The 24,932-nt window shown below is 59.6% G+C and carries 23 protein-coding genes; 8 read left to right on the top strand and 15 right to left on the bottom strand.

Going from position 1 to position 24,932, the window contains the following annotated elements:
* Positions 1-15 precede the first annotated feature (15 nt).
* Both HMPREF2975_RS11460 and HMPREF2975_RS11455 read left to right on the top strand, forming a co-directional pair.
* The gene (locus HMPREF2975_RS11460; protein WP_070728111.1) at positions 16-1,230 is read left to right on the top strand and encodes an ABC transporter permease; all 1,215 of its coding nucleotides are present in this window, start codon (positions 16-18) and stop codon (positions 1,228-1,230) included.
* The gene (locus HMPREF2975_RS11455) at positions 1,230-1,916 is read left to right on the top strand and encodes an ABC transporter ATP-binding protein (protein ID WP_058237754.1); all 687 of its coding nucleotides are present in this window, start codon (positions 1,230-1,232) and stop codon (positions 1,914-1,916) included. The genes HMPREF2975_RS11460 and HMPREF2975_RS11455 overlap by 1 nt, the downstream gene beginning before the upstream one ends.
* Positions 1,917-2,025: 109 nt before the next feature.
* On the opposite strand, the gene HMPREF2975_RS11450 is transcribed toward HMPREF2975_RS11455, so the two are convergent.
* The 3 genes from HMPREF2975_RS11450 to cysS form a co-directional block, all read right to left on the bottom strand.
* Entirely contained in the window at positions 2,026-3,303 is a 1,278-nt protein-coding gene (locus HMPREF2975_RS11450) for an adenylosuccinate synthase (protein WP_070728108.1), read from the bottom strand.
* 167 nt (positions 3,304-3,470) lie between these two features.
* Positions 3,471-4,454, bottom strand: coding sequence for a 23S rRNA (guanosine(2251)-2'-O)-methyltransferase RlmB (gene rlmB / locus HMPREF2975_RS11445; protein WP_070728104.1), 984 nt, complete (start codon positions 4,452-4,454; stop codon positions 3,471-3,473).
* 322 nt (positions 4,455-4,776) lie between these two features.
* Positions 4,777-6,258 (bottom strand): cysteine--tRNA ligase, encoded by a 1,482-nt coding sequence (gene cysS / locus HMPREF2975_RS11440; protein ID WP_070728102.1) that lies wholly within the window; start codon positions 6,256-6,258, stop codon positions 4,777-4,779.
* 886 nt (positions 6,259-7,144) lie between these two features.
* On the opposite strand from cysS, the gene HMPREF2975_RS12660 reads away from it, so the two are divergent.
* Together HMPREF2975_RS12660 and ispF are read left to right on the top strand one after the other, a co-directional pair.
* A complete protein-coding gene (locus HMPREF2975_RS12660; RefSeq protein WP_193600057.1) occupies positions 7,145-7,654 on the top strand; it encodes an endonuclease domain-containing protein in 510 nt (169 codons plus the stop codon).
* An 807-nt stretch (positions 7,655-8,461) separates the two neighbouring features.
* Positions 8,462-8,938 carry a 2-C-methyl-D-erythritol 2,4-cyclodiphosphate synthase gene (gene ispF, locus HMPREF2975_RS11430; RefSeq protein WP_070728279.1) on the top strand — a complete coding sequence of 159 codons (477 nt, stop codon included), beginning with the start codon at positions 8,462-8,464 and terminating at the stop codon, positions 8,936-8,938.
* Between the two features lie 115 nt (positions 8,939-9,053).
* Here the strand turns inward: ispF and HMPREF2975_RS11425 are convergent, their stop codons facing one another.
* The 6 genes from HMPREF2975_RS11425 to HMPREF2975_RS11400 all read right to left on the bottom strand — a co-directional run bounded on the left by HMPREF2975_RS11425 (position 9,054) and on the right by HMPREF2975_RS11400 (position 15,719).
* On the bottom strand, positions 9,054-10,613 hold the full coding sequence (locus HMPREF2975_RS11425; protein WP_070728096.1) for an RNB domain-containing ribonuclease: 1,560 nt from the start codon (positions 10,611-10,613) through the stop codon (positions 9,054-9,056).
* Positions 10,614-10,676: 63 nt separating this feature from the next.
* Positions 10,677-12,125, bottom strand: coding sequence for an MFS transporter (locus HMPREF2975_RS11420; protein WP_082628655.1), 1,449 nt, complete (start codon positions 12,123-12,125; stop codon positions 10,677-10,679).
* Between the two features lie 61 nt (positions 12,126-12,186).
* Complete coding sequence (locus tag HMPREF2975_RS11415; RefSeq protein WP_082628654.1) at positions 12,187-13,080, bottom strand: IspD/TarI family cytidylyltransferase; 894 nt, start codon at positions 13,078-13,080, stop codon at positions 12,187-12,189.
* A 61-nt stretch (positions 13,081-13,141) separates the two neighbouring features.
* A complete protein-coding gene (locus tag HMPREF2975_RS11410) occupies positions 13,142-13,690 on the bottom strand; it encodes a CarD family transcriptional regulator (protein WP_058237746.1) in 549 nt (182 codons plus the stop codon).
* A gap of 143 nt (positions 13,691-13,833) precedes the next feature.
* Entirely contained in the window at positions 13,834-14,535 is a 702-nt protein-coding gene (locus tag HMPREF2975_RS11405; RefSeq protein WP_058237745.1) for a response regulator transcription factor, read from the bottom strand.
* A gap of 2 nt (positions 14,536-14,537) precedes the next feature.
* The gene (locus tag HMPREF2975_RS11400; protein WP_058237744.1) at positions 14,538-15,719 is read right to left on the bottom strand and encodes a sensor histidine kinase; all 1,182 of its coding nucleotides are present in this window, start codon (positions 15,717-15,719) and stop codon (positions 14,538-14,540) included.
* A gap of 180 nt (positions 15,720-15,899) precedes the next feature.
* Here HMPREF2975_RS11400 and phoU point away from each other — a divergent pair, with 180 nt between their 5' ends.
* Entirely contained in the window at positions 15,900-16,544 is a 645-nt protein-coding gene (gene phoU / locus HMPREF2975_RS11395; RefSeq protein ID WP_070728094.1) for a phosphate signaling complex protein PhoU, read from the top strand.
* 150 nt (positions 16,545-16,694) lie between these two features.
* On the opposite strand, the gene HMPREF2975_RS11390 is transcribed toward phoU, so the two are convergent.
* Both HMPREF2975_RS11390 and HMPREF2975_RS11385 read right to left on the bottom strand, forming a co-directional pair.
* Positions 16,695-17,432, bottom strand: coding sequence for a phosphoglyceromutase (locus HMPREF2975_RS11390; RefSeq protein WP_058237742.1), 738 nt, complete (start codon positions 17,430-17,432; stop codon positions 16,695-16,697).
* A gap of 133 nt (positions 17,433-17,565) precedes the next feature.
* Positions 17,566-17,889, bottom strand: a complete 324-nt coding sequence (locus tag HMPREF2975_RS11385) for a histone-like nucleoid-structuring protein Lsr2 (protein ID WP_070728091.1) — start codon at positions 17,887-17,889, stop codon at positions 17,566-17,568.
* Positions 17,890-18,262: 373 nt separating this feature from the next.
* Here HMPREF2975_RS11385 and HMPREF2975_RS11380 point away from each other — a divergent pair, with 373 nt between their 5' ends.
* Both HMPREF2975_RS11380 and HMPREF2975_RS11375 read left to right on the top strand, forming a co-directional pair.
* Positions 18,263-18,880 (top strand): DedA family protein, encoded by a 618-nt coding sequence (locus HMPREF2975_RS11380; RefSeq protein WP_070728089.1) that lies wholly within the window; start codon positions 18,263-18,265, stop codon positions 18,878-18,880.
* Between the two features lie 79 nt (positions 18,881-18,959).
* Positions 18,960-20,228, top strand: coding sequence for a chloride channel protein (locus HMPREF2975_RS11375; protein ID WP_070728086.1), 1,269 nt, complete (start codon positions 18,960-18,962; stop codon positions 20,226-20,228).
* 38 nt (positions 20,229-20,266) lie between these two features.
* Here the strand turns inward: HMPREF2975_RS11375 and hemH are convergent, their stop codons facing one another.
* Positions 20,267-21,298 (bottom strand): ferrochelatase, encoded by a 1,032-nt coding sequence (gene hemH / locus HMPREF2975_RS11370; RefSeq protein WP_070728083.1) that lies wholly within the window; start codon positions 21,296-21,298, stop codon positions 20,267-20,269.
* A gap of 64 nt (positions 21,299-21,362) precedes the next feature.
* Between hemH and HMPREF2975_RS11365 the strand changes: the two genes are divergently transcribed.
* Entirely contained in the window at positions 21,363-21,956 is a 594-nt protein-coding gene (locus HMPREF2975_RS11365; RefSeq protein ID WP_070728081.1) for a methylated-DNA--[protein]-cysteine S-methyltransferase, read from the top strand.
* Here the strand turns inward: HMPREF2975_RS11365 and HMPREF2975_RS11360 are convergent.
* From HMPREF2975_RS11360 to glpK, 3 genes are all read right to left on the bottom strand, one after another.
* Positions 21,941-22,372, bottom strand: a complete 432-nt coding sequence (locus HMPREF2975_RS11360; protein WP_070728078.1) for a hypothetical protein — start codon at positions 22,370-22,372, stop codon at positions 21,941-21,943. The two genes, HMPREF2975_RS11365 and HMPREF2975_RS11360, sit on opposite strands and share 16 nt — an antisense overlap.
* Before the next feature lie 64 nt (positions 22,373-22,436).
* Positions 22,437-23,159 carry a DegT/DnrJ/EryC1/StrS family aminotransferase gene (locus HMPREF2975_RS11355; RefSeq protein ID WP_070728074.1) on the bottom strand — a complete coding sequence of 241 codons (723 nt, stop codon included), beginning with the start codon at positions 23,157-23,159 and terminating at the stop codon, positions 22,437-22,439.
* 56 nt (positions 23,160-23,215) lie between these two features.
* On the bottom strand, positions 23,216-24,754 hold the full coding sequence (gene glpK, locus HMPREF2975_RS11350) for a glycerol kinase GlpK (protein ID WP_070728071.1): 1,539 nt from the start codon (positions 24,752-24,754) through the stop codon (positions 23,216-23,218).
* Positions 24,755-24,932 lie beyond the last annotated feature (178 nt).

Genomic DNA, 24,932 nt, shown 5'->3' with positions numbered 1-24,932 from the left:
TTCTGCAGGCAGACCGTGACACATCACAACCTACTGCGACGGCTACCGCTGAAGAACTTATCGAGCAGACCACTGCGCACCTTCGCGCTCATATTCATCGTCAGCGTTCTGTCCGGTACCTTCTTCGGCGGTACCGTCTTGTCGTTCAACCTTAAGACCGGTCTGGCGAGTATGCAGGAACGCATGGGTGCCGACCTCATGGTTGTTCCTCAGGTTTCCCGTCCGCAGGCGGAAGCACTGCTGACCAATACCGGTTCCTCCACCTTCTACTTCATCAACAACATCGCCGAGTTGGTGGCCAAGGCCAACGGGATCGAAAAGCTCACCGCGCAGACTTATATTGCGTCGTTGACGGCAAGTTGCTGTGACGACCAGGTTCAGATCATCGGTTTCAATCCACAGACCGATTTCATTATTGAGCCTTGGGTGTCCTCGCAATACGACAAACAGCTTGCTGACGGTGACGTCATTGCAGGCTCGAAGATCAAAGTGTCTGCAAACGGTGACATCAAACTTTTCGGCCACCACTTCCCTGTCGCAGCACAGCTCGCACCCACCGGCACCTCATTGGACAGCTCAGTGTTCGTCAATCCGGCAACCGTTCCTCAAGTCGTGAAGTACTCGGCGGAAGTGGGCCATCCGGCCATTCCGGAAGAACATGCGGGCAATGCGATCTCCGCCGTCCTGCTCACAGTCAAAGATGGAGTCGACCCGCACGAGGTGGCAGACAACATCACCAAGGCGACGGGGATGGGAAGCCTCGGCTTCGTCTATCCCGGAGGAATTACGGCGACCACCAAAGCTCACCTGAACGTGATCACGGGATATGCCTACGCATTCGTGGGCGCGGTATGGGTGCTGGGCGCGATCGTGCTGTTCGCTGTGTTCTTAACCTCGGTCAATGAGCGGAAGAAAGAATTTGCCTCACTGCGCATCATGGGAATGCGCAAGTCTTACCTCATTCGCGTGTACCTCACTGAATCAGCGCTGATCGGCCTGGCTGGCGGTGTGATCGGAATCGGCCTGGCTTCCCTCGTCGTTTTCCCATACAGCACGCTGATTACAGACGCCCTGGCACTGCCCTATCTTCAGATCAGCATCGCGCAAGTGTTGGGTCTGGCAGTGGGGAGCGTGTTGGCAGCCGCCCTCGTCGGTATGGCAGCCTCAAGCCTGTCAGCATGGAAGTTGTCGCGAGCCGAGACGTATACGACTTTCCAGAGGGGGCAGTAATGACACTCGTGACCACTCGGGACCTCACCCGGGAATTCACGCGACGCGGCACAGTGTTCGCGGCGGTTGATCATGTGAACCTGACGGTCGATGCCGGTGAGTTCATTGCGATTGTCGGCCGGAGCGGCAATGGGAAGACCACGCTGTTAAATCTGATCGCTGGCCTGTTGGCTCCCACATCGGGTGTTGTTCTTATTGACAACAAAGCAGTCTCGCACCTCAGTGACCATGAGCTATGCAATCTTCGGGCGCGCACGCTCGGTTTCATTACGCAGCACCACTCACTGCTTCCCAGCCTGAACATCCTCGACAATGTTCTGCTGCCTGGAGAGATCGCCGGCGAGGCAGACCTGGCCGGCCTTGAAGAGCGCGGCCGCGAACTGCTGGAGCGGATGGATATTGCGCCACTTGCTGACGCCTACCCCTCGGAACTGTCAGGTGGAGAACTGCGGCGGGCCAGCGTTGCGCGCGCAGTCATTAACTCCCCTGCGATCATCATTGCTGACGAACCGACCGGCGATCTTGATGCGGACAGCACGGCGCTGGTACTTGAGCTATTGCGCGACAGTGCCGCGACAGGCGCAGCGGTCATCATGGTCACGCACGACCAACAGGCTCTGAGCGCGACCGATACGACCTACACCATTGACAACGGAGTGCTGAGCGCCGGCTCGGAACACAGCTAAGCGGAAGCTCCGAGCAAAGCTGAGCTCCAACTCCATCAAAGCTGAGCGGCAGCTCGGCGCAGGGGCGCGCAGCCTCGTCGACATTCAAGCTGCGCGCACCGACTGCAGATCAGAGCGCGTGGCGCACAATGATGGCTTCGCGTCCTGCTCCCACACCGATCGAGGAGATGCGGCACTTGGACAGCTCCTCCAGGCGCAGCACGTACTCCTGAGCCTTTTGAGGCAGGTCCTCGAAGGTGCGCACGCCGGAGATGTCGTCACTCCATCCGGGCATCTCTTCATAGATGGGTGTTGCAGCCTCGAAGTCTGACTGATTCATTGGCATCTCATCCAAACGCTGCCCGTTCACCTCATAGGCCACGCACACCGGAATCGTGTCATATCCGGTCAGGACGTCCAGTTTCGTCAAGCACAGGTCAGTCAACCCGTTGACGCGCGAAGCGTAGCGCACGACCACAGCATCGAACCATCCAGTACGACGCGGCCGCCCCGTCGTCACACCGAATTCGCCGCCGCGTTTACGCAGTTCATCACCGACTTCGTCAGTAAGCTCCGTTGGGAAAGGCCCTTCACCTACGCGCGTCGTGTACGCCTTGGCAACACCCACCACACGGTCGATGCGGGTAGGCCCGACACCTGTTCCGGTCAGTGCGCCACCGGCCGTCGGATTTGATGAGGTCACAAACGGGTAGGTTCCATGATCGATGTCGAGCATTGTGGCCTGGCCACCCTCAAACAAGACGGTCTTGCCTTCATCCAAAGCATCGTTGACCAGCAACGACGCATCTACCACCATGGGGCGCACGCGGTCAGCGTACGACAGCAGTTCGCGCGTGACCTTCTCCGGATCGAGCGTTTCCATACCAACAGATTCAAGTAGCGGGTTCTTCTGAGCCAGGGCGCTGCGCACCTTCTGCTCAAGGGTCGGCGGATCGAACAGATCCTGAATGCGGATGCCAATACGGTTCATCTTGTCCGCATATGTCGGCCCGATGCCTCGGCCAGTGGTGCCGATCTGCTTGTCGCCCAGCAACTTCTCACTGGCGTTGTCCACCAGGCGGTTGTAAGGCGGGATGATGTGCGCGGCCGCCGAAATCTTCAGTTTCGAGCAGTCCACACCGCGAGCGCTGATCTGTTCCATCTCATCGAAAAGAACGCTCAGGTCGACCACCACGCCGTTGCCAATCAGCGGTGTGACACCTTTGGACAGGATACCTGCGGGCAGCAGGTGCAGCGCGTACTTTTCTCCGTCGACGACGACGGTATGGCCGGCGTTGTTCCCACCGTTGAACTTGACGACGACGTCGGTGCGCTGACCCAGCTGGTCAGTGGCCTTGCCCTTCCCTTCGTCGCCCCATTGTGCGCCCAAAACGATCACGGCTGGCATTCGGTTATGCTCCCCTACTTGGTGGCTCGCCTGTCTTCTTGATGGACGAGGGTGTCTCACGGTCACCTGGCTGAAACACCACCGTCCAGTCTATCGCCATTGGCGCATTCTCATCACCAGTGTCCAGTTCGTGCGGGCAGCGCGCCGGGAAATACCCGGCGTACCTGTCAGCGAGCGTCGGCGCGCGTGGCCGCCACCTCGTACAACGCTATGCCTGTGGCAACCGACGCGTTCAAAGACTCAACGGTGGAGCTGATCGGAATCGACACGATCTGGTCGCAGGTGTCGCGCACCAGGCGTGACAGTCCAGCCCCTTCCGCACCCGTGACAATAACCAGTGGCTCGGTCGACAAGGGCAGGCGCCGGATCGACTGGTCACCCCCGCCGTCCAATCCGATCACGAAGTACCCGGCCTTTTTGGCGGCACGCAGAAACTGTACAAGGTTGGACACCTGCGCAACCGGGACGCGCGCGGCTGCACCAGCGGACACCTTCCACACGGTGGCGTTCACACCTGCCGAGCGGCGCTGCGGAATCACCACGCCTCCCGCGCCAAATGCGCCAGCAGCACGCAAAGTCGCACCCAGATTGTGCGGGTCCGTCACCTGGTCAAGTGCCACCACCATGGGCGGCTCACTCTGCTGAAGCAGGTCACCAAGCAGTTCGTCTGCATCCGCATATTCGTAGGCGTCCACCTCGGCAGCTACTCCCTGATGCACGGCACCATCCGTTGCAACGTCCAGGTCACGCCTGGTCACTTCAATCACCGGCGCTCCCAGAGAGGATGCCGTGCGGATCACGGATTCGAGTCGCTCATCGGCCGTTGTGGTCGGTGAAATGAAGACGCGCAGAATCGGCACGCCTGCCTGAGCTGCTTCGGCAACGGGGTTACGCCCACAGATCAGCTCGTGGCCTTCGGGAATCTTGATAGAGGTCCTGGAGCGGGCACGTGCCAGCGCTGCTTCCTGTTGCTCACGCTTTTCACGGGCAACTTTGCGCTTGTGGGCGGCGTGGTAGACGCGATCCTCAGCTTTCGGAGTGGGGCCCTTACCCTCCAGACCCCGGCGTGAATGGCCGCCGGTTCCTACGCGTGGCCCCTTCTTGGAGTTAGGTTTGCGGATGGCTCCACGTCGACCGTAATTACTTGCCATCTGTTGACTCCTGCCTTCTTATGCTGATCGCGGGCTTGAGCACGGCTGCACATACGGATGCTACGTGAGGTGCTCAATGGATGCTTCCAGCCGCCTCACCTGGTGATGTGGCGATTCGCGCCGTGCAAGTCCTTCACTTTATCGTACGGCCCGCCCCACATTCGAGTGCATTTTCGTGGATCCTTACCACATTTGTGCCGCTAGGCGCCGGCGTCGCTGTGTGAACCCGGAGTGCGATGCCCTGAGTGCCATCTAAGTCTTGCCGTCTCAGCTGTGCCGACCGGGCTGTCCTGCCGAGAGTTGGTATGCGCGGTGGGAGGTTTTAGTCGGCTGCCAGGTGCCAGGTCGCGCCGTCTTTGCCGTCCTCCACCGTGATGCCGGCTTCGGTCAGCGTGTCTCGCAGCTGGTCGGCTCGCGCCCAGTCTTTATCTGCTCGGGCTTGCGCACGCTCGTTCACAATACCGGTCACAAGATTGTCGAGGGCGTCCATCGCGCCGTTTGATCCGCTGCCGTTCGTGCCTGTCGTTGCTCCAGTTGCCCCGCGAGTGGTGGCCTTCCACTGATCTGACAGGGGATCCACGCCCAGCAGATCCAGCATGGATCGCACGAGGACGTGTTCGCGGTGAGTTGCCTCCGTGTCGCCGCTGGCCAGGGCCTGGTTGCCGGCTTTGAGGTGTTCGTAAATCACGGCGAGGGCGCCGGCAACGTTCAGGTCATCGTTCAAAGCGTTGACGAACCCTTCAGGCAGGTCTTTCTCCCCCAGCTGCAGTTCTTCGGCGGTTGCTTCGCCTGCAGCTTCCGCACTCTTGAGTGCAAAGGTGATGAACTTTTCAGATGCCGCCTGAGCCGCCGGCAACGTGTCGGGTCCCCACTCCAAGGCTGAACGGTAATGCACTGTTGACAGTGCCCAGCGCACAGCCAGAGCGGGTGCCTGCTGCGTCAACGCGTCGACTGACAGAACATTGCCCACGGATTTCGCCATTTTCTCACCCTTAATGGTGACCCAGGCATTGTGGACCCACATGCGGGCAAATCCCCATCCGGCTCCATGTGACTGTGCCTGCTCGTTTTCGTGGTGCGGGAATCGAAGGTCGATGCCGCCCCCGTGGATGTCGAATTCTTCGCCCAGGTAGCGCTTCGACATGGCCGAGCATTCCAGGTGCCAACCCGGCCGCCCTCGTCCCCACGGGGAATCCCACGAGGCGGTGGCTGGTTCGCTGGGTTTGGCAGCCTTCCACAAGGCGAAGTCGCGGGAATCGCGTTTGCCTGCCTCGACATCCGCGTCAATCTGCGCGTCATCTTCCGTGGAACGCATATCGTCCAGTTTCTGACGGGTCAGCGAGCCGTAATCTTCTTGCGAATGGACGTCGAAATACACATTGCCCTGGCCGTCCGCGTACGCATGTCCACGTTCAATCAGGCGCTCCACCAGCGCGATCTGGTCAGGGATGTGGGCAGTAGCACGCGGCTCAAAGGTGGGTGGCAGCACGCCGAGGGTCGCATACGCATCGGCAAATTCGCGCTCGAATCGAGACGCCCACGCCCACCACTGCACTCCTGCTTCAGCTGATTTGGCGAGGATCTTGTCATCAATGTCGGTGATGTTGCGAATGTAGGTTACCTGCGTGCCGTTGCGGCGCAGCCAGCGGATCAGCGTGTCGAAGGCGACCGCACTGCGCAGGTGTCCGATGTGCGGAGACCCCTGCACGGTAGCACCGCACAGGTAAATCCCGACGTGTCCGGGGTGGACAGGCTCCAGCGGAGCCAGTGCGGCCTTTTTCGAATCGTGCAGATACAGCGTCATGCCTCTTATCGTAATGCGCCGCGCGCGCATTCCTCATCTTCGCCCTGCGATCCGCGCCCGCCCGAGGGTTGCCATATGCGCCACCGGCCCCTCTTCCGCCGACGCGCTGCAACCCACGCGCAATGGGGCTGCCCGCGCCCGTCAAGTCTCTGGCCCTATCTGACTTCATCCACGCCCCACCCTGCGCAGCCCGCCATCCACAGACAGTCGCCTCGACCTATTTGTGTGCGAGAGCGAATTCTATCCTGACCACTGCAACCGTATATCTGACCATTGCAACCACATCTCACTTGGGTACGCAGTCCAAACCAGAGGAGCACCGATGCCTGCTGTTGCATTCGACTTTGACAAGATCCTGATCCGATCATCTCGCGACAGACGCATCTCGCGAGAAAAAGCCACCTCGATGAATCTCATTGCTTTGGGAAAGGGTTTCTACGTTGCTCGATACATACTGGAGGAGCTACCCGACAAGTGGGCAGTTATCAATTTCATTAATCGGGCGCGAGCATGGATTCTCACGTGCTACCGACACAGCAAATGCATCGTAATTGGCCAAGCCGCATGCGTCGTCCACGGCATCAGCACTCTCTCCTCGCTGACAACAATCGATCTCTTGCATCCAGCGCCCCTGAATTCGACCACATCGACAAGTTTTCTGCCCCCGGTCCAGCTGTCTGAAAACGACGTTATCCCAGCGATAACCGTGCGTAGACATCACCGGCAGCTGTTAAGCGAACCGGTCACATTTCCTCATGGGATTCGTTGCTGTTCACTGAAAGACGCCGCTATTTCAACTGGAGTTCTAGACGATACGACGAATGGCTACGTCGTCATGTGTGGAGTTCTGCGCATCCTTTCTCGCTTCGACCGGCGGGAATACGACATGTCTCGAAAGCGAGAAGATGCAGTCCGCAAAGATCTACTTTTACTCGCACGCAAATTGCCTGAACGGACTCGTAACAAGAAACACCTTTCGCACATCATCGAGGGTGCAGACGCCGCGTGTGAATCCGTTGCAGAACGACACTTGCTATGGATCATGCGCGAAGGTGGCATCACGGAGGTCTGCACGCAGATGAAAGTGCTGCATGACGGCTACACGTTCTTCACAGATTTTGGAATTCCAGACCTTCGTATCGCCATCGAATTTGATGGGCGTTCGAAACACGGAACTGATGCTGACGACATATTCGCAAGCTTGGAGGCTCAGCAATACCGCCAGAAAAAGCTTGAGGCCGCAGGTTTCACCGTCTTGCGTTTTGTGTGGAAGGATCTGCGCTCGCCTGAACGCATCGTGGCTGAAATTCGCCTCCACATGGAGCGGGCGTACGCACGCAAGGTTCTCTTCAGCAGTTCCGCCAATCGCCAGTTTTCCTCAGCACCGCCCGGATAGTGCAGCTCTCCTCAGCAGCGGGCATACACCCGCTTTTTCGCGCGTCGTGTCGCGCTTTGCTCTTCTCCCTGCGTCTCCGCGACCCCTTTTCTCGTGCGCTCATCCGACAAATCAGCCGCCGATGCAACACAACACCCTAGATCTTCGTGCCTGCGTTGCACATTCCCCTAAATCTTCACGGTCTTGATGCACATTCCCCTAGATTTAACGCGAAAATTGCACATACCCCTAGCTAAAGTCGGCACCCCAAAAGGACAAAACCTATTTCCGCAGGTCAGCCGTCAGTAGCTTCCGGCGGCCTCGAGCCTCACGCGTTAAATCTAGGGGATTGTGCATTTTTACATGACTTTTTAGGGGTATGTGCACGCGGAGGGTTTAAATCTAGGGGTATGTGCACGTGGAAGGCCCAATTTCACGAGTATGTGCACCCGGCGAAGTTAAATCCAGAGTATGCGCTGGCGCCAGGGCGGAAGGGCAAACGACCGGCACCGCCCATACCTCGTGACGGCTGCAACTCATCCCGCGGGCGAGGGTGGATACTAAGCTGACCTTATGAGCACCGCGCACCGGACCAATTATTCTCGCAACGCCGCAGCAAGCAACGCGGCAGCAGGCAACGCGCAGGCGCCACAAGCGTACCCATTCCGCATCGGCCACGCCATTGACGTTCACGCGTTCGCTGAGAATCCGCACCCTGGCGGCAGCCAGCCGGGACAGGCTGCAGAAAGCTCGCAGGTGCGCAGAAATGATAGCCAGCGAGGACAGACCAGTGACGCTCAGCAAGCGCGCGCAACCGACACCCAACATATTCACGGAAGTGGCAACGAGCAGCCGCATACCGACGTCTTGATGCTGGCGTGCATGGAATGGCCAGGTGAGCCAGTGCTGGCAGGGCACTCTGATGGAGACGTGGCGGCGCATGCCATCTGTGATGCACTCCTGTCGGCCGCACACCTGGGCGACATGGGATCCAACTTCGGCACGGACCGCCCCGAGTGGAAGGGCGCATCAGGGCGCGCATTCCTCACAGAGGTCCTGCGGATGGTCACGCAGGCCGGTTTCGCCGTTGCGAATGTGAGCCTGCAGGTGGTCGGTAACCGCCCGCGAATGGCATCGCGCCTGAAGGAAGCCGAACGTACATTGTCAGATATCGTCGGCGCCCCTGTATCCGTATCGGCCACCACGACCGACGGGCTCGGGTTTACTGGACGCGGCGAAGGGCTGGCAGCGCAGGCAAGCGCACTGATCTACGCAATGTCGACGGCTCCAGGGTCTGGTTTTTGATTGACGAGGGTGGCCGCGGGCGCCGCGCGCACCGGCACAACCACAGCTGACTGTCATTCGGCAACGAGGGCATTTCTATGGGCACCGTCAGCGAGGGCACACCCTAGCGGCACCGTCAGCGCCGATCGGCCTCAGACCCATCGATGGCGAGGGCGAACTCCACCGACGGAGCGGCAGGGTCGACCTTCTCGAGCCTGACCTGCACGCGCTTGCCAGCCAAGGAAGGAGCATCCTCGATTCCCTGAATATCGACGCGTGAAATCACAGCCGGATCCGACACGATGATCTCTGCCCGCTCCTTGTTCACACTGGTGACCACCGCATCAAACAGCTCGCCTTCATGACCAGCCAGCACCATCGCCTCCAGCGCGGCAACCGCTCCGTTTTCAACGGTGCGCACTTTCTGAGTCGTCTGAGCCATGATGGTGGGCAACTCAGGCAAACGGTCACGTACCCACGTCGGCACGTCAACACCGGCGCAAATCGACAGGCACACTTCCTCACCGTAGCGGTCCACCAAACGGCGAAGCGGTGCGGTCACATGCGCATACGGCGCAGCGATCGCTCCGTGGATCGCTTCATCACCGGTGGGTGCCCCCCGGTCAAACGCCGTGTACCCCGCGCCGCGGAACAGTGTGCGCGCCTGGCTCATAAACGCCGCGTGAGCCGGCTCGGCCGAATCGAGCGATCGCACAAAGTCGGGATAGGTCTGTTCAACAGGCCATTCCAGATCCAGTGCCTCGGCCACGCGCCGCAGGCGGGTAATGTCACGGTCGGTTGCAGGCGGCATGACACGCAAAATACCGATCCCTGCCCGGCGCATCATGTCAGCCGCACACATGCCGGTCAGAAGCGAGATCTGAGCATTCCATTCTTCAACGGGCAGCGTCGCGCGGTACGTCAACTCGAACTGGCCGTCGTCGCGCTCCTCAATTTCCTGCTCAGGCGCGTTCATCGAAATACCGCCGCGTTCGATTTCACGCTGCTCACGAGCCTGACCGACGTGAGCCAAGTTGTCAATAAAGTCAGCTGGAACCACATCAGGCAGGTCGCCCTTGCCGTCGACTGCGCGCTGAACACCGTCGTAGTCCAGTTGTGCCCGCGAACGGATCACAGCCCGCTCCACGTTCGCTTTCACCACGTTGCCGTCATCGTCCAGGTCAATGGTCCACAGGCACGAGGGGCGATCCGCATCCGGAATAAGTGAGGCAGCATCATGGCACAACACATCCGGATGCAATGGCGTGACCTCATCGGGCGCGTATACGGTTGATCCACGCTCACGCACAGCATGGTCCAACGCCCCGTCAGGCCACACGAATGTTGCCAGTGAGGCGATCGCATAGTAAACGCGAAAGGTGGCTCGCCCTGCCCGCGAGGCGCTGCGCTCGCCGTCATCGTCACCGTCCAGTCGCACACACGCCACAGCCTGATCCAGATCACGGGAACCATGCGGGTCGATGGTGACGAACGGGATGTCACGCGCGTCGCGGGCACCCTCGGCAATGAAGCGCTCAACGCCGCTGGAATGCCAATGGGAGGCCGCAAGGTCAGCTTCGTGCTGCGCCTCGTCGGAAAACTCGGTGGGGATCCCGGTCTTGTCGCGCAGGTGGTTCAAGGCGAGCACGACTTGCGAGGGCGGCGCGCTGTACATGCGCAGACGTGGAGCGGACATGTATTCTCCCTTCGTTGACGAGGGCGCCTTCACCGCGCGGCTTCCAGGAACGTGCTTCCAGTATCACCCCTGTGACGGCGTGCTGTCCTGATAAATGTTCAGATGCGCGGATTCCTGGCGAATCGGAATGAGCAGCAGAAGGCCAGCCAGCAGTACCACGACGATGCCGAGAATGCCCCAGTGAGTGGCGTCCACGTCCGGTGGTGTGACGGCGCGCCCCAGTTTGATGGCCAGGTAGTACAGGGCAGGTGAGAGGAAGGAGACGGCTCGGCCGGTCGTGGCGTACAGGCCGAATACTTCGCCTTCGCGACCTGCCGGGATCATGCGCGCCAGGAAGGAGCGCGAGGCCGACTGTGCCGGGCCGACAAAGACGCACAGGATCAGGCCCAGGACCCAGAAGATCGGCTTGCCGAATGAGTGGAAGAAGAACACCAGCAACCCGGAGGTCACCATGCACACCAGGGACAGGATGATGACGCGCTTGGGGCCGATCCAGTCGTCAAGCGCACCGAAGCCAATGGTTGCCAGGCCGGCGACAACGTTGGCGGCAATGGCAAAGAGGATGACTTCGGAGGCGGAAAAGCCGAACACGGACCCTGCCAGGATTGCGCCAAATGTGAACACCCCAGCCAGGCCATCGCGGAAAACAGCCGACGCGATCAGGAACATCAAGGTGTGGCGTGATGTGCGCGCCAGAGACTTCACTGTTGACCACAGCAGCTTGTAGGAATCGATCAGAGACTCATGGGTATCGCTGGTGGACACATTCTTCGGTTTGGGCGGGTTAAGGACGACCGGCAGAGAGAAGACGGCGAACCAGATGGCTGAGACCACCATTGCGACGCGAATATTCAGCCCGTTTTCACCTGTCACGCCGAACCAGCCGACTTCAGGGTTGATGAAACCGACGAAGAGGATCAGCAGCAACACGATGCCGCCGACGTATCCGAGGCCCCAGCCGAATCCGGAGATTCGTCCCATCGCTGACTTATCAGCCAGGTGGTTGAGCATCGCGTTGTAGTTGACGGAGGCGAACTCGAAGAACACGTTACCCAAGCCGAGCAGACCGATTCCCAGCCACAGCGCGCCGGTTGGGCCGAGCGAGGAATTGGGTGCCACGAAGAACATGGCGAGCATGCACAGCACCACCATGGCGGTGAACCAGCCGAGCCACACTCCCCCTTTACCGCGCCGATCAGCACGCTGCCCCGTGATGGGAGCTAGCAGAGCGATCACGATGCCGGCAAGGGTCAGTCCCAGTGACAGGTTCTCGTTGGCAACAACTTTGGGGGCGAACACCCCGTCAGTTGTCAGGTAGACAGAGAAGACGAACGTTGTTGCCACGGCGTTGAATGCGGCTGAGCCCCAGTCCCACAAAGCCCATGAGACCACTTTCTTGTTCCACAGAACCCAGTGGTGGCGTGACCCTGACGGAGGCGTGGAACCTGTCGAGTGTGACGAAGTGGAAGAAGGAGTGGGAGCATGCTCGAAGGACTGCTCGTGTTGTGACATGGGATCTCCTTATGCAAGGGTGCGGCGCGCGCCGCAGACAGATACCTGCGATTGCAAGGTATCACGCATCGGGCGCGTACCCGTGATCTAGACAGGCTTGCGCCAGGGCAATGTCCAACTCGGTGGTCACTTTGAATGCCATCGTGTCGCCCGCAATCGACATCACCGTCAGTCCCAGTGCTTCCACCAGCCCTGCATCATCGGTGGCGGCGCTCGATTCGTCGGCTGCTCTGCTGGCTCCGTACTCGTGAGCACGGCATATGACGTCCCACGTGAAGCCTTGCGGAGTTTGAACAGCGCGCAGGCGTGAGCGGTCAATACTCGGGTCGAGGGGCGATAGCGCATCGTCTCCCTCGTCGATGTGCGTGCCGGTGGCAAGCGGTTTGATCGTGTCAGTTACTGGCAAGGTTGGGATGACGGCATTGGCACCGTTTTCAATGGCTCGGGCTACGCGGCCGATGAGCGCCGGCGGTGTCAGGCAGCGCGCCGCGTCGTGGATCAGGACAGGTGTGCGCGCGTCAGGACGGAACTGTTCAAGGGATCGCAAACCTGCGGCCACAGACGCCTGACGCGACGCTCCTCCCGCGACGACTCGCACGGTGGCAGATAGGTCGGGCAGCGCGCTCCCGATGAGTTGTTCAAAATCGACGAGGGCGTCTGTCGGAGCGGTGACCGCAATGTGCGTGATTCCCGCAGCGTCAAGGCCGCGAAGGGCGCGCAGTACCATCGGTACACCGCCTACTTCGACGAGGGCTTTGGGCATGTGCCGTCCCAGTCGGGTGCCCGAGCCAGCTGCGGCCAGGACAGACAGGCGCCTCTTGACAGGTGCAGGTTCTGCTCGTGCAGATTCGGTTGACACAGATTCAGTGAGCGCAGGTTCAGCTGACACGATGCCAGCGTGGTGGGATCCAGGCGCCTGCAATGGCGTCGTTGACTGGGATCGCAGCTGGCTCATGTCAGGATGGTCGCAATTCAGGTGCCGCGCCACTGCCGGGAGGGGCGCGGTGCTGACGGCACTACTTGTCGTCGCCTGATTCGCGAGTGTCGGTGCCGGCGTCGTCGGCACTGTCATCCGTTTCGGCCGATTCAGCCAGGATCGAGTCGAGGCGATCCGATGCTGCTGACTTGTCGATGTCGCGGGCCAGAGCAAGCTCAGAAGTCAGGATCTGGCGGGCTTTCGTCAGCATGCGCTTTTCGCCCGTGGAAAGCTTCTTGCTGGCGTCGCGGCGTGTCAGGTCACGAACAACTTCGGAGACTTTGACGATGTCGCCGGTTGCGATTTTTTCCTGATTCGCTTTGAAGCGTCGTGACCAGTTCGTCGGCTCTTCGACATAAGGTGCTCGCAGAACGGAGACGACTTCTTCCAGCCCGTCTTCATCGACGACATCTCGAACGCCAACGAGGTCGACGTTGTCAGCTGGCACTTGAATCTTGAGGTCACCTTGCGTGACGCGCAGTGTTAAGTAAGTTTTTTCCTCACCGCGTATCTTTCGGGTGGCGATCTCCTCGATCGTGGCTGCTCCGTGATGGGGGTAGACGACCGTTTGACCGATGGTGAACGTCATAAAAGAAACTCCTGCTGGTATTAAACAATACCGCCATTCTACCAGTAATCGTGCACACACAGTCAGTGGGGGTGTTATGCTAGCGCTTCGCTCGCTCCACGCCCCTTCGCACGGGGATGCCGGCACACACCTGCGCGCCGTTTTTACTTGCTTTCGTCGCGCGGATTCGACACCAGTTTGTAGCCCAGTCCGCGAACGGTCACCAGGCGGACGGGGTGGGATGGATCCGGCTCGATCCGAGCGCGCAGACGTTTGACATGCACGTCCAGGGTCTTTGAATCACCGATCGTTCCGACTCCCCACACACGATCCATCAGCTGCGAGCGCGTCAGGACTCGATCGGGGTTGCGGGCGAGGAATTCCAGCAGTTCGAATTCGCGCAGCGGCATCGACACGGATGTGTCGTCCACCGTGACTTCGTGCCGGTCTACCCACAGGCGGATTGTTCCCACTTCGAGGACTTCTTCTTCATCCTCCAGTGTTCCAGCCTGGCGCCGCAATACTGCACGGATGCGGGCCAGCAATTCACGGTAGGAATACGGCTTCGTGATGTAGTCGTCGGCACCCATCTCCAGGCCGACGATGCGTTCGACCACTTCGTCTTTCGCGGTCACCATGATGACAGGAACGTTGGATACTTTTCTGAGTTTCCTGCACACTTCGGTGCCCGACATTCCCGGCAGCATGAGGTCAAGCAAGATCAGATCCCATTTCGGATCGATCGCTTTTTCGAGTCCAGCATTTCCGTCGGATGCTTCGCCCACGTCAAAGCCGTCCCGACGCAGGTTGTAGGCGAGTGGCTCACGGTAGGAGGCTTCATCTTCGATTATCAAAATTGCCGTCATGATTATCTTGCGTCCTTGTCTTTACGCTCGTCTCCATTTTCACCGATCTCTGCTTCAGGTAACACTAGCGTGAACGTTGATCCGCGACCCGGGAGGGATGCAACGGTCACTGTTCCGCCGTGATCACTGGCAACATGTTTGACGATTGACAATCCCAGTCCTGTCCCCCCTGTTTCACGTGAACGCGCCGTGTCGACTCTAAAGAAGCGTTCAAAGATGCGTTGCTGATGCTCAGATGAGATGCCGATACCGGTGTCGATGACGCGAATGCAGATTCGTTCCTGGTTGCGTACCGCGTCGACACGCACCCATGAATCCGGATGCGAGTACCGCACAGCGTTATCGACGAGGTTTCGGACCGCCATCACCAGCATGTCCTTATCTCCCCACACGTAGGCTTCGAGCGCAGGATCCGGTCCGCGCAACTCGATGCGTGCCTGCTCGGCGGGGAATTCTTCCTGATGGAGCGCTTCGCTGATCACTTGCTTGACGCTGACGAGGTCGGGCGAATCCAGAGCATCAGGTGATTGCAGGCGCGACAGGTCGATAATGTCCTGCACCAGTGTGGACAGTCGTTCCGATTCTTTCGACAGTCGGCTCGCGAAGTAGGCAACTGCTTCAGAATCGTCAGAGTTTTCAGCGATCGTTTCGGCCAGAAGTCGCACAGCTCCGACAGGTGTTTTCAGCTCGTGCGACACGTTCGCAGTAAAATCACGACGCGCAGCCTCGTTGCGTCGTTGGATCGTCAGATCCTCTGCCACGATCAAAAGGAGGTCACCGGGCAGCGGGGCCACCCGTACTCGGAAGAACAGTTCCGCTGCTTCAGGAAGGTCGGAGCGTGGCAGCGTCATCTCAGTGGTCAGCGGGACTCCCTCGGCCCGCACGCGTGCGGCAACTTCAATGAGGGCAGGGTGCGTCAGTTCCTGGTGACGCGCCAGGCCTTTGGCATACGCTTTGGCATCAGCGCGGACAATCTTGTTGTCCGCGTCAACGACGATCACGATGCCGGGCAGAGCGGAAGTCATGGCGAGCAGATCGACAGGCGGCTGGGTGTACTGCGGATCCACTCCATTTTCGACGTCCTGTTGACGCTGAGACAGCCGGAAGGCTCCTACGCCGACAGCGCCGACGAGGACACCCAGCAGCGCGACAACGATGAGAGTGATAGCGTCCAACACAGACATAACTGTATCGATCTGTTTGCCTCTTCGTCACCACTCGTGACGGGCCATCTGCAGATTTCCTGCAACAATACCCGAAAAGCAAGCAGGAGTTAACCAAAAATTAACCCGATATGCACACACTTGGCACTTATCTTTGGTGGACTTAAACAGTTACAGTGGATTTTTCGTGAAGGAGACATTGTGCGCACTGTATATCGACAGGAACTGACGCAGCTTGGACTCGATTTGGAGAGGATGAGCTCCGGTGTCACCGTCGCGATTGAACGCGCAACGCAGGCCCTGCGCGAAGGTGACATGATCAAGGCGGAGCAGACAGGCGACGCTGATGACCGCCTCGACCAGCTGTCCCGTCACATCGACGAAACCTGTGTGAGCCTTCTGCTGCTACAGGGCCCCGTTGCATCCGATCTTCGCCTGATTGTTGCGGGCCTGAGACTGACTCAGACGATGGAGCGTCAGGGCGACCTTGCGGCCCACCTGGCTTTGATCGCACGCAACCCCCACCAGGAGCCGGGGATTTGCCCACAGGCTCGACCGCTCATCACCAAGATGACGGACGCGGCCGCGCAGATGGCACACTCGATGGAGAAGGTTGTCCAGACCCAGGATCTGAACCTGGCCCGTCGTATGCATCGCGATGACGACATTCTCGATGACCTGCAGATCGAGGCTCGCCGCATGGCAACCGATGACGACAATGATCTGACTCGCGCTCAGGTGATCGACGTGACGCTCGCGGCCCGCTTCCTGGAGCGCTTCGGTGATCACGCTGTTTCCGTTGCAGACCAGGTGATGTACATCGTGGAAGGCGCACAAACCGCCTAAGCGGAACTGCCGAATCTATATCCGGCGAACGCGGAGCTCACACACCGTATTACCCCGCTGACGCCTTCAACATGCGCATAAAGGCTGGTGCCCCACCTCCTTGGGAGGTGGGGCACCAGCCTTGAGGGTGGGAACCCTCGTGAATGAAACTTACTTGCCCTGGTTTGCTACGGCCGCGATCTTGGCCTCAGCATCGGGATCAAGGTATGTGCCGCCCTTCTTGACGGGCTTGAGGGTTTCCTCGTCAAGTTCGTAGACCAGCGGAATGCCGGTCGGGATATTCAGGCCGGCGATGTCGTCGTCGGAGATATCATCGAGGTGCTTGACGATGGCGCGCAGTGAGTTGCCGTGGGCTGCAACCATCACGGTCTTGCCGGAGCGAATCGCGGGAACGATGGTGTCATTCCAGTACGGCAGCAAACGGGCCAGCACGTCCTTGAGGCATTCGGTCAACGGAATCGGCTCGCCTGCATAGCGCGGGTCGGCGTCCTGCGAGAATTCCGAGCCCTTTTCGATCTCCGGCGGCGGCACATCGTAGGAACGGCGCCACTGCATGAACTGTTCCTCGCCGAACTCGTCGCGGATTTCCTTCTTGTTCTTGCCTTGCAGAGCGCCATAGTGACGCTCGTTAAGGCGCCATGAACGCTCCACGGGAATCCAGTGACGGTCCGCGGCATCCAGGGCCAGGTTGGCGGTCTGGATGGCGCGACGCAGCATCGAGGTGAACAGCAGGTCAGGCAGGATGCCGGCTTCCTTGAGAAGCTCTCCTCCGTGCGTTGCCTCTGAGCGGCCCTTTTCTGACAGGGGTACGTCAACCCAGCCGGTGAAAAGGTTCTTTGCATTCCATTCGCTCTCGCCATGGCGGAGCAATACCAGTTTGTATGTCATAGTCCTATTCTCACAAAGATCGTGCCCGCTGTCACGGGACCCTTCGACATCACTTCACAGCGTCGGCAATACGAGCCACTCAACAACGGCCGGTCGCCGCCTGAGCGGTTGTCCTTCACCTCATCGGCAGCTCTTACTGATGCGCCTGACGGTACTGCTCGACAATGTCGGCGGGGATACGTCCGCGCTGTGACACCTCAAGACCCTCATCCTGCGCCCACTGGCGAATCTTCGCTGAATCGGACGCGCCGGCGGTCGCACCGCTGCGGCGAGTGACAGCCCGGCCACCGGTCCGGCGCGCATGGCGAATCCACTGCGCGAAATCGTCTTCGATCTTGTTCGCGTGTTCAGCATTCAGATCGATTTGGTAGGAAATGCCGTTGAAGGCAAAACTAATCGTCCGTTCAGCTTCAGAGCCATCGATGTCGTCGACCAAGAAAACCTTTGTTTTTTTCATTGAAAGTATTCCTTCTGCAGAATCCAATTCCGACAATAAAAAGAGTAGCACTTCAATCGGTTTTCATTTATTTGAATTCATCTGGCAATGTGGCGTGAACCGTTTTCTCACATCAACCGTTCTCTCGTATCAGCCGTTTTCTCGTATCAACCGCTTCCTCACATTAGGCACTTTCTCAGATCGCTGACAAGTTCATGGTGAACACCAAAATCGGGCAGAACCTGCTACCAGGTTCAGGGACTGTTCAGGGGATTCCCCTATGGCGTTTAACTTCCATTCCGTGCGATGATCACCATGTGAATTCATTGAAGCACCGGCCTGCGCCAGTCTATTCGACGTTGTCGCATTCCCTGAGCTTTTCAGGCCTGCCGCAATGAGCTCCTTTTGGTCCTTTATCAGCGGCATCGAAACCGCCATCGTTTCATTTTCCGATCAGCCGCTTTCCCTCGTTCTGTGCGTCCTGGCATGCTGGGGTGACGGGTTCTTCCCCGTCCTTCCCTCTGGTTCGGTTATCAGCGCCCTGTCGGCAACTCCGGCATACCGTGAACCTGTGTTCCTGACATTCCTCATTGTGTGCTGTGCCTGCGCAGCACTTGTAGGCGACCTCACAATGGCAGCGATCGGTCGGCTCTTTCCTGCAAAGTCCCGTCGTCTGCCGAAACTCAATATGAGGTTAAGTGCAGTAACAGAGCGCCAATGGAGAATTCTCCTGTCGACGGGTCGATTCGTCCCCATTGTGCGAATTGCGATTTTTCTCAGCGCGGGGAAAATGCGCATACCTTTCCGCCACATTGCGTTACTCGATGCACCCGCCTGCCTTATCTGGGCTTGCATCTACGGCCTGAGCGGAACAATCGGTGCACGTATTTCCACTTCACCACTGATATCAATGGCATGCGGAATTGTTTTAGGGGCGCTGTTCGCAGCAATTCTGACCCGGATTGCTCAATACCTCCATTCCCGCCACGCGAAGGTTACTGATCAATCCTGACAGTACGCGCCGTTGTCCCCGCCCCGCCTCACCGCGTCCCTGCTGGCGCACCAAAGCGCAGCCAACGTACGGTAGATGGATGCACGTACCCTCAGACGGTGAAAGCTCTCACCGCACTCCGCTCGTTCGCCTCATCGTGGCCGTCATTTTCACGGCCGCAATTGCTGGCATCACCGGATGGTTCTTTTCGCATCTGCTTCACCTGATCGAAAGACTCGCCTACGGTGAGAGCGCAACCTTCATCGAGGCTGTCCTGTCAACCGATTCGTCCAGACGCGTCATATTTCTTGCTCTGGCAGGTGCGATCGGCGGGGTTTCCTGGGCACTGCTGCACCACACCAGACGAGGGATCGTCACCGTCACCCAGGGTGTCAACGGGGCGAAAATGCCGCTCTTGACCACATTCGCGCACGCGACCACACAGGTTGTCATTGTGGCGCTCGGTGCGTCCATCGGCCGGGAAGTGGCACCGCGTGAAGTATCCGCAGCCCTGTCAGGATGGTGCTGTGACCGGTTGGGACTGAGCGCGCAGGATCGCCGCCTGATCGTCGCATGCGGCGCAGGCGCAGGGCTGGCCGCTGTGTATTCAATCCCCATTTCAGGAGCAATTTTCGCCCTGGAAGTTCTGATCGTTTCTCTGACCCCGCGGGCATTGTGGTGTGCATGCCTGATCTCGGGCCTGTCTGTCCTGGTCGCCCAAGGCCCCATCCGGCCCGAACCGTTCTACACGGTCACCGCACCCACTTCAACACCATCACTGCTGCTGTGGGCACTTATCGCCGGTCCAATCTTAGGTACAGCAGGATGGGGTTTCAGTCGCCTGGTGAAACGCGCTGAAGACCTGCGCCCAACAACCCCTCTGGTTCTGATCACCCTACCCGTAGTCTTCACGCTGGTCGGCCTGGTCGCCGTGTGGATTCCGCAGGTCATGGGTAATGGTCAGGCCACTGCTCAGGCGGGATTCGACGCGCATGCCCTGGCCGCCCTCGTCCCTGTCCTGAGCATCACGTGCGCCAAGGCCATCACGACGCTGGGCACAATCGCATCAGGTGCATGGGGTGGAACGCTGACACCGGGGATAGCACTGGGAGCCGGCTTCGGCGCCGTCGGTGGACTGGCGTGGTCGACGATGTTCCCCGACATTTCAATCACTGCCTGCGCGCTGATCGGAGCGATGTCATTCCTGGGCTCATCGATGCGTGCGCCGCTCACCGCACTCGCCCTTGTGCTGGAGTTTACGCATCAGGGGGCAACTATCCTGGTTCCGGCACTCATTGCACTTGGATTGTCGTGGGCCATCACCTGCGCTTTCACGCGCCTGAGCGAGGCGTCGCACCCGGCCGGGTAATTGACGAGGCTCTCGCTCAAACGGGCAGACGACGAGGCTTATACCCAGCCGGCCAAGCCGGTGCGGGCGACCTCCTCGAACGTGTCGATGCATCCGGGCAGATCGTTGCCCCATGGCACGTAGTGGAACTGCGAACCGCCAGCTTCGATGAAGGCATCACGGTTCAGGCGTGCGATCTCATCAAGCGTTTCGATGCAGTCTGCGACAAACCCGGGGCAGATCACGTCCACTCTGGTGGTGCCCACTGCGCCAAGTTCCCCCATCGTGTCGATGGTGGCGGGCCCAATCCACTTGGCCGGCCCAAAGACGGACTGGTAGCGGGTGAGTACCCACTGTGAATCCAGGTTGAGGCGCGATCGCAGCAGTTCAGCCGTCGTTTCGCACTCGTCGCGGTACACGTCTCCGTCGCGGTGCATCGCCTCGGGTATTGAGTGGAAGGACAGGACGAGTTTGTCGCCGCCTTCAAAATCGGGCCGGCCGCGCGCATCCCAGTGATTGACGAGGGCGGCCGCGAGCGCCTCGATATACACCGGGGCGTCATGGAAGGAGCGAATGGTGCGGATCTCCAGTTGATTGCGAGCGTTCAGCATGTCGCGGGCAACTTCATCGATGACAGGCGCGGTAGATGAGGAGGCGTACTGCGGGTAGGCGGGAATGATGAGGACGCGCTGCACTCCCTGATCACGCAGCTGATCAAGCACGCTGCGGATCGATGGTTCGCCGTAGCGCATGGCCAGGTGCACGTCGGCAACATGGTCGAGGCGCGCAGCCAGTTCGTCGCGCTGACGCAGCGACCAGTACATCAGTGGTGAGGAGTTCGACTCGGTGTGCCAGATCGACTCGTAGAGTTTTGCAGACCGTGCAGGGCGCACCCGCAAGATGATGCCTTCGAGGATCGGTCGCCAGATTGCTGGAGGCATTTCAATGATGCGCCGGTCGGAGAGGAATTCACGCAAGAAGGGGCGCACAGCCCGGGCTGTGGGTGCCTGCGGCGTTCCGAGGTTGGCCAGGATCACTGCGGGTCGTTCGGCTCGAGCGTTTTCTGACACAGCTAAAGATTTCGTCACGATGTGTACTGTACGGGAAAAACTATGTTCAATGCGAACTCACGCGCCCCACAGTAGGCTGACGACCATGACCCCCACAGCCCCGGCTTTTCTCTCACGCTACCGTTCACCCATCGGCACCTGGACACTGGCTTTCATAGGTGGTGACCTCGTCGGACTGTGGTGTGAGGGGGCGAAGCATTTCGGCTCCACCATCGCCGGCATGACGCACACCGATGACATCAGTGAGCTGGAGCCACCCTCGTCAATCAAGACGCAGAACAACCTGACCTGCACAACGCGCTGGCTGGACACCTACTTTGCCGGCCACATTCCCGACGAGGTGCCTGCGCTGCGCCTGGTCGGCACTGATTTCCAGGTCAGTGTGTGGCGCGAGCTCCTCGCAATTCCCTACGGGCAGACGACCACGTACGGTGACCTGGCCGATGCTCTTGCTGATCAGCGAGCCAGCGGGCTGGCACGTCAGGCTGGTCAACTGACCTGTCAGGCTGGCCGGCCGGCACCTCAGGCTGTCGGGCAGGCTGTCGGGCGCAATCCCATCTCCCTCATCGTCCCGTGTCACCGTGTCGTGGCGGCAGATGGTTCGTTGACGGGATACGCTGCGGGAACTGACCGCAAGGCGTGGCTCCTTGAGCTGGAAGACGCTCAAATCGCTTCATGAGCGGCGAGCCAGCGTACGGCCGCATCGGCCAGTCGCTCAGCATGGTCGCGTGATTCCTGGGTCCGCAAGTTAATGATCGAACGCTCGATCTGGCGTGTGCGTGAAAGGTCATCACTGTGAGAATCAAGTTCGTATGTACGCGGGCTGCGCACACCGGGGAAGAGGAGAGGCCGATACCACCTGCCCGGATAGAAGCCCTGTGACTGCAGCGCACTGAACATGTCTTCTGGGTCGATAGGCTGACCGGACCCATCGCGCTGGAGGATCACAGGGAAGCGGATCAGCGGCATCGATGCGGTGACAGAAGCCGGAACCGTTGCGGCGGTGTGGATTGCTGACAATGCACGCAGGTAGTGGCCGGTTCGCTCGGCCAGTTCACGTTCAATGGCATCCACACCCGCGAGTGCTTCGCTCATGTGGTCGAGCACCCAGCGTGAGGGTGCGTACGGTCTTCCGTTGGATCCGCCCTGCCATTGCGTGTCAGCATGGCGGGTAGAAAAGGTGTGCGGCCTGAGCCGCACTCCGCAACCTGCCTGAGAGCGCTGATGGCAGGTGAGAGTAGGCGCGATCTTGCAGACGATAGGTCCGAATTGCCGTGTCGAGAGTGACCCGAGGCTGAGGCAGGTTCGTCAGCGCGCCGACGAGGAGCTGGCGCACAGGTGCATCAACCGTGTCGGGATTGAGCCACAGTGCGGCACCGAATTTCGTGGGCAGGACCTTTTCCGCCCCGAAAGAGTGAATTGAAATATCCGCGAGGGGGCGCCGCGTCTGCGGATCGGTGGCCATGCGTCCGACGCAATGGGCGCTGTCTTCAACAACGAGGGCGTTCGCAGCGTGCGTCTGACCTACGATCGCCTTGGATGCAGCATCGTCCACGATACCGAAGGTGTGCTGGAGGACGATCGCCCCCGTCGAGGGCAGGATCGTCACGGTCTGTGGGTCGATCGAGAGCGTGTCGGGCGAAATATCGGCGTACCGCGGGAGCATCCCCGCGGACACAATCGGGTTAATTGCCGTGACGCACGTGAACGCCTGCGTCACGACGTAGCGGGCGCGCCGCGCCTGCCGGATCGCATCAAAGGCCAGGTGCATGGCGTGGCGTGCGGGCGCACCCGCATGACGCTGGGCAGTACAGTCACGCCGTATGAAGTCAAGCACTGAAGGGGTCAGCAGATTCTCACCGAATTCTCCCCGTGTTTGCACCTGAGATGGGGCTCCGGCCGGCCTCCCTCGTCAATTAAGTGAGGCGCGAATGGCGGTCAGGCGTTTTCGACGTCCTCATCTACCCAATTGAAGGTGCGTGTGACGGCTTTCTTCCACAGGCGGTAGTTGCGGTCGTACTCGTCGCGATCATCGCCTGGTTCCCAGCGCTTTCCTTCCGACCAGTTGTCGATGACGTCCTGCTCGCCGCCCCAGTAGCCCACGGCGATGCCTGCTGCGTATGCGGCGCCTAGCGCTGTTGTCTCCAGGACTTTCGGGCGAACGATCGGCACACCCAGCTGATCGGCCTGGAACTGCATAAGCAAATTGTCATTCGTCATGCCACCGTCGACGCGCAGCTCCTTCAACGCAACACCCGAGTCCGCTTCCATCGCGTCAAAGACTTCGCGGGACTGGAAAGCGGTGGCTTCTTCGACTGCACGGGCCAGGTGTCCCTTGTTGTTGTATCGCGTCAGCCCCACGATCGCGCCACGTGCATCGTCCTTCCAGTACGGTGCGAACAGGCCGGAAAATGCGGGTACGAAGTACACGCCACCATTGTCATCAACTGTTTTCGCCAGGTCTTCAATGTCTCTGGAGTCCTTGATGATTCCCAGATTGTCGCGCATCCATTGAACCAGTGAGCCTGTTACGGCGATCGAGCCTTCCAGGGCGTAGACCGGCTTGTTGTCACCGATCTTGTAGCACACGGTGGTGAGCAGACCGTTTTCTGAAAAGACCGGCTCCTCACCGGTGTTCATGATGACGAAACAGCCCGTACCGTACGTGTTCTTTGCCATGCCTTTGTCGAAGCACGCTTGCCCAAAAGTGGCGGCCTGCTGGTCACCAAGGATTCCAGCGATCGGAGTGTCAATCAGCAGCCCGTTCTTGCGACCGTACCCGTAGATTTCAGAAGAGGAACAGATTTCAGGAAGCATCGACATAGGGATGCCGAAGTCCTCGCACACGTCTTCTCGCCACTGGAGTGTGCGAATATCCATCAGCATGGTGCGCGACGCGTTGGTGACGTCAGTCTTGTGAGCACCTCCGTTGACGCCGCCGGTCAGGTTCCACAGTGTCCAGGTGTCGGTGGTGCCGAACAGGAGGTCACCAGCTTCGGCGCGTTCGCGGACTCCCTCGACGTTGTCGAGGATCCATTTGATCTCAGGGCCTGCGTAGTAGGTCGACAGGTCGAGACCGCAGATGTCGCGGTACTTTGACTTCCCTTCGTCACCTGCAAGCTCACGAATGATTTGCGATGTGCGCGCGTCTTGCCACACGATCGCGTTGTAGACGGGTTCGCCGGTGTTCTTATCCCACACGACAACGGTTTCGCGCTGGTTCGTGATGCCGACGGCTGCGATCGCGTGCCTGTTGATTTCGGCTTTTTGCAGGACGTCCGCGACGCAGATGCGAATGTTGCTCCATATTTCGAGTGGATCGTGTTCAACCCATCCGGGCTTCGGGAAGATCTGCTCGTGTTCCTTCTGACTGACGGCCACGATCTGCCCATCGTGGTTGAAGATAATGGCTCGTGAGGACGTCGTGCCCTGATCGATGGCAAGTACGTAGTGTTCTTCCGCGGTCTTCTCAGTCATTGCGTCTCTTCCTGTCGTCCCTTTCCTATCAGTGACAGCCTCAGGCCTCACTGCCTGCACATACATGATAGAGCGCATCTCGCGTGCGATCAGCCCGTACTGCGACGAGGGAGGCCGCGTCCGGTCAGCTTTGCCGACGAGGGCGGCTGGCCAAAACCGTCTTGCCAACGAGGAACGG

Source organism: Actinomyces sp. HMSC065F12 (genome assembly GCF_001814535.1).
GTDB lineage: Bacteria > Actinomycetota > Actinomycetes > Actinomycetales > Actinomycetaceae > Pauljensenia > Pauljensenia radingae_A.
Note: the sequence above shows the minus strand (reverse complement) of the source record. Positions and strands in the feature narration are given on the sequence as shown.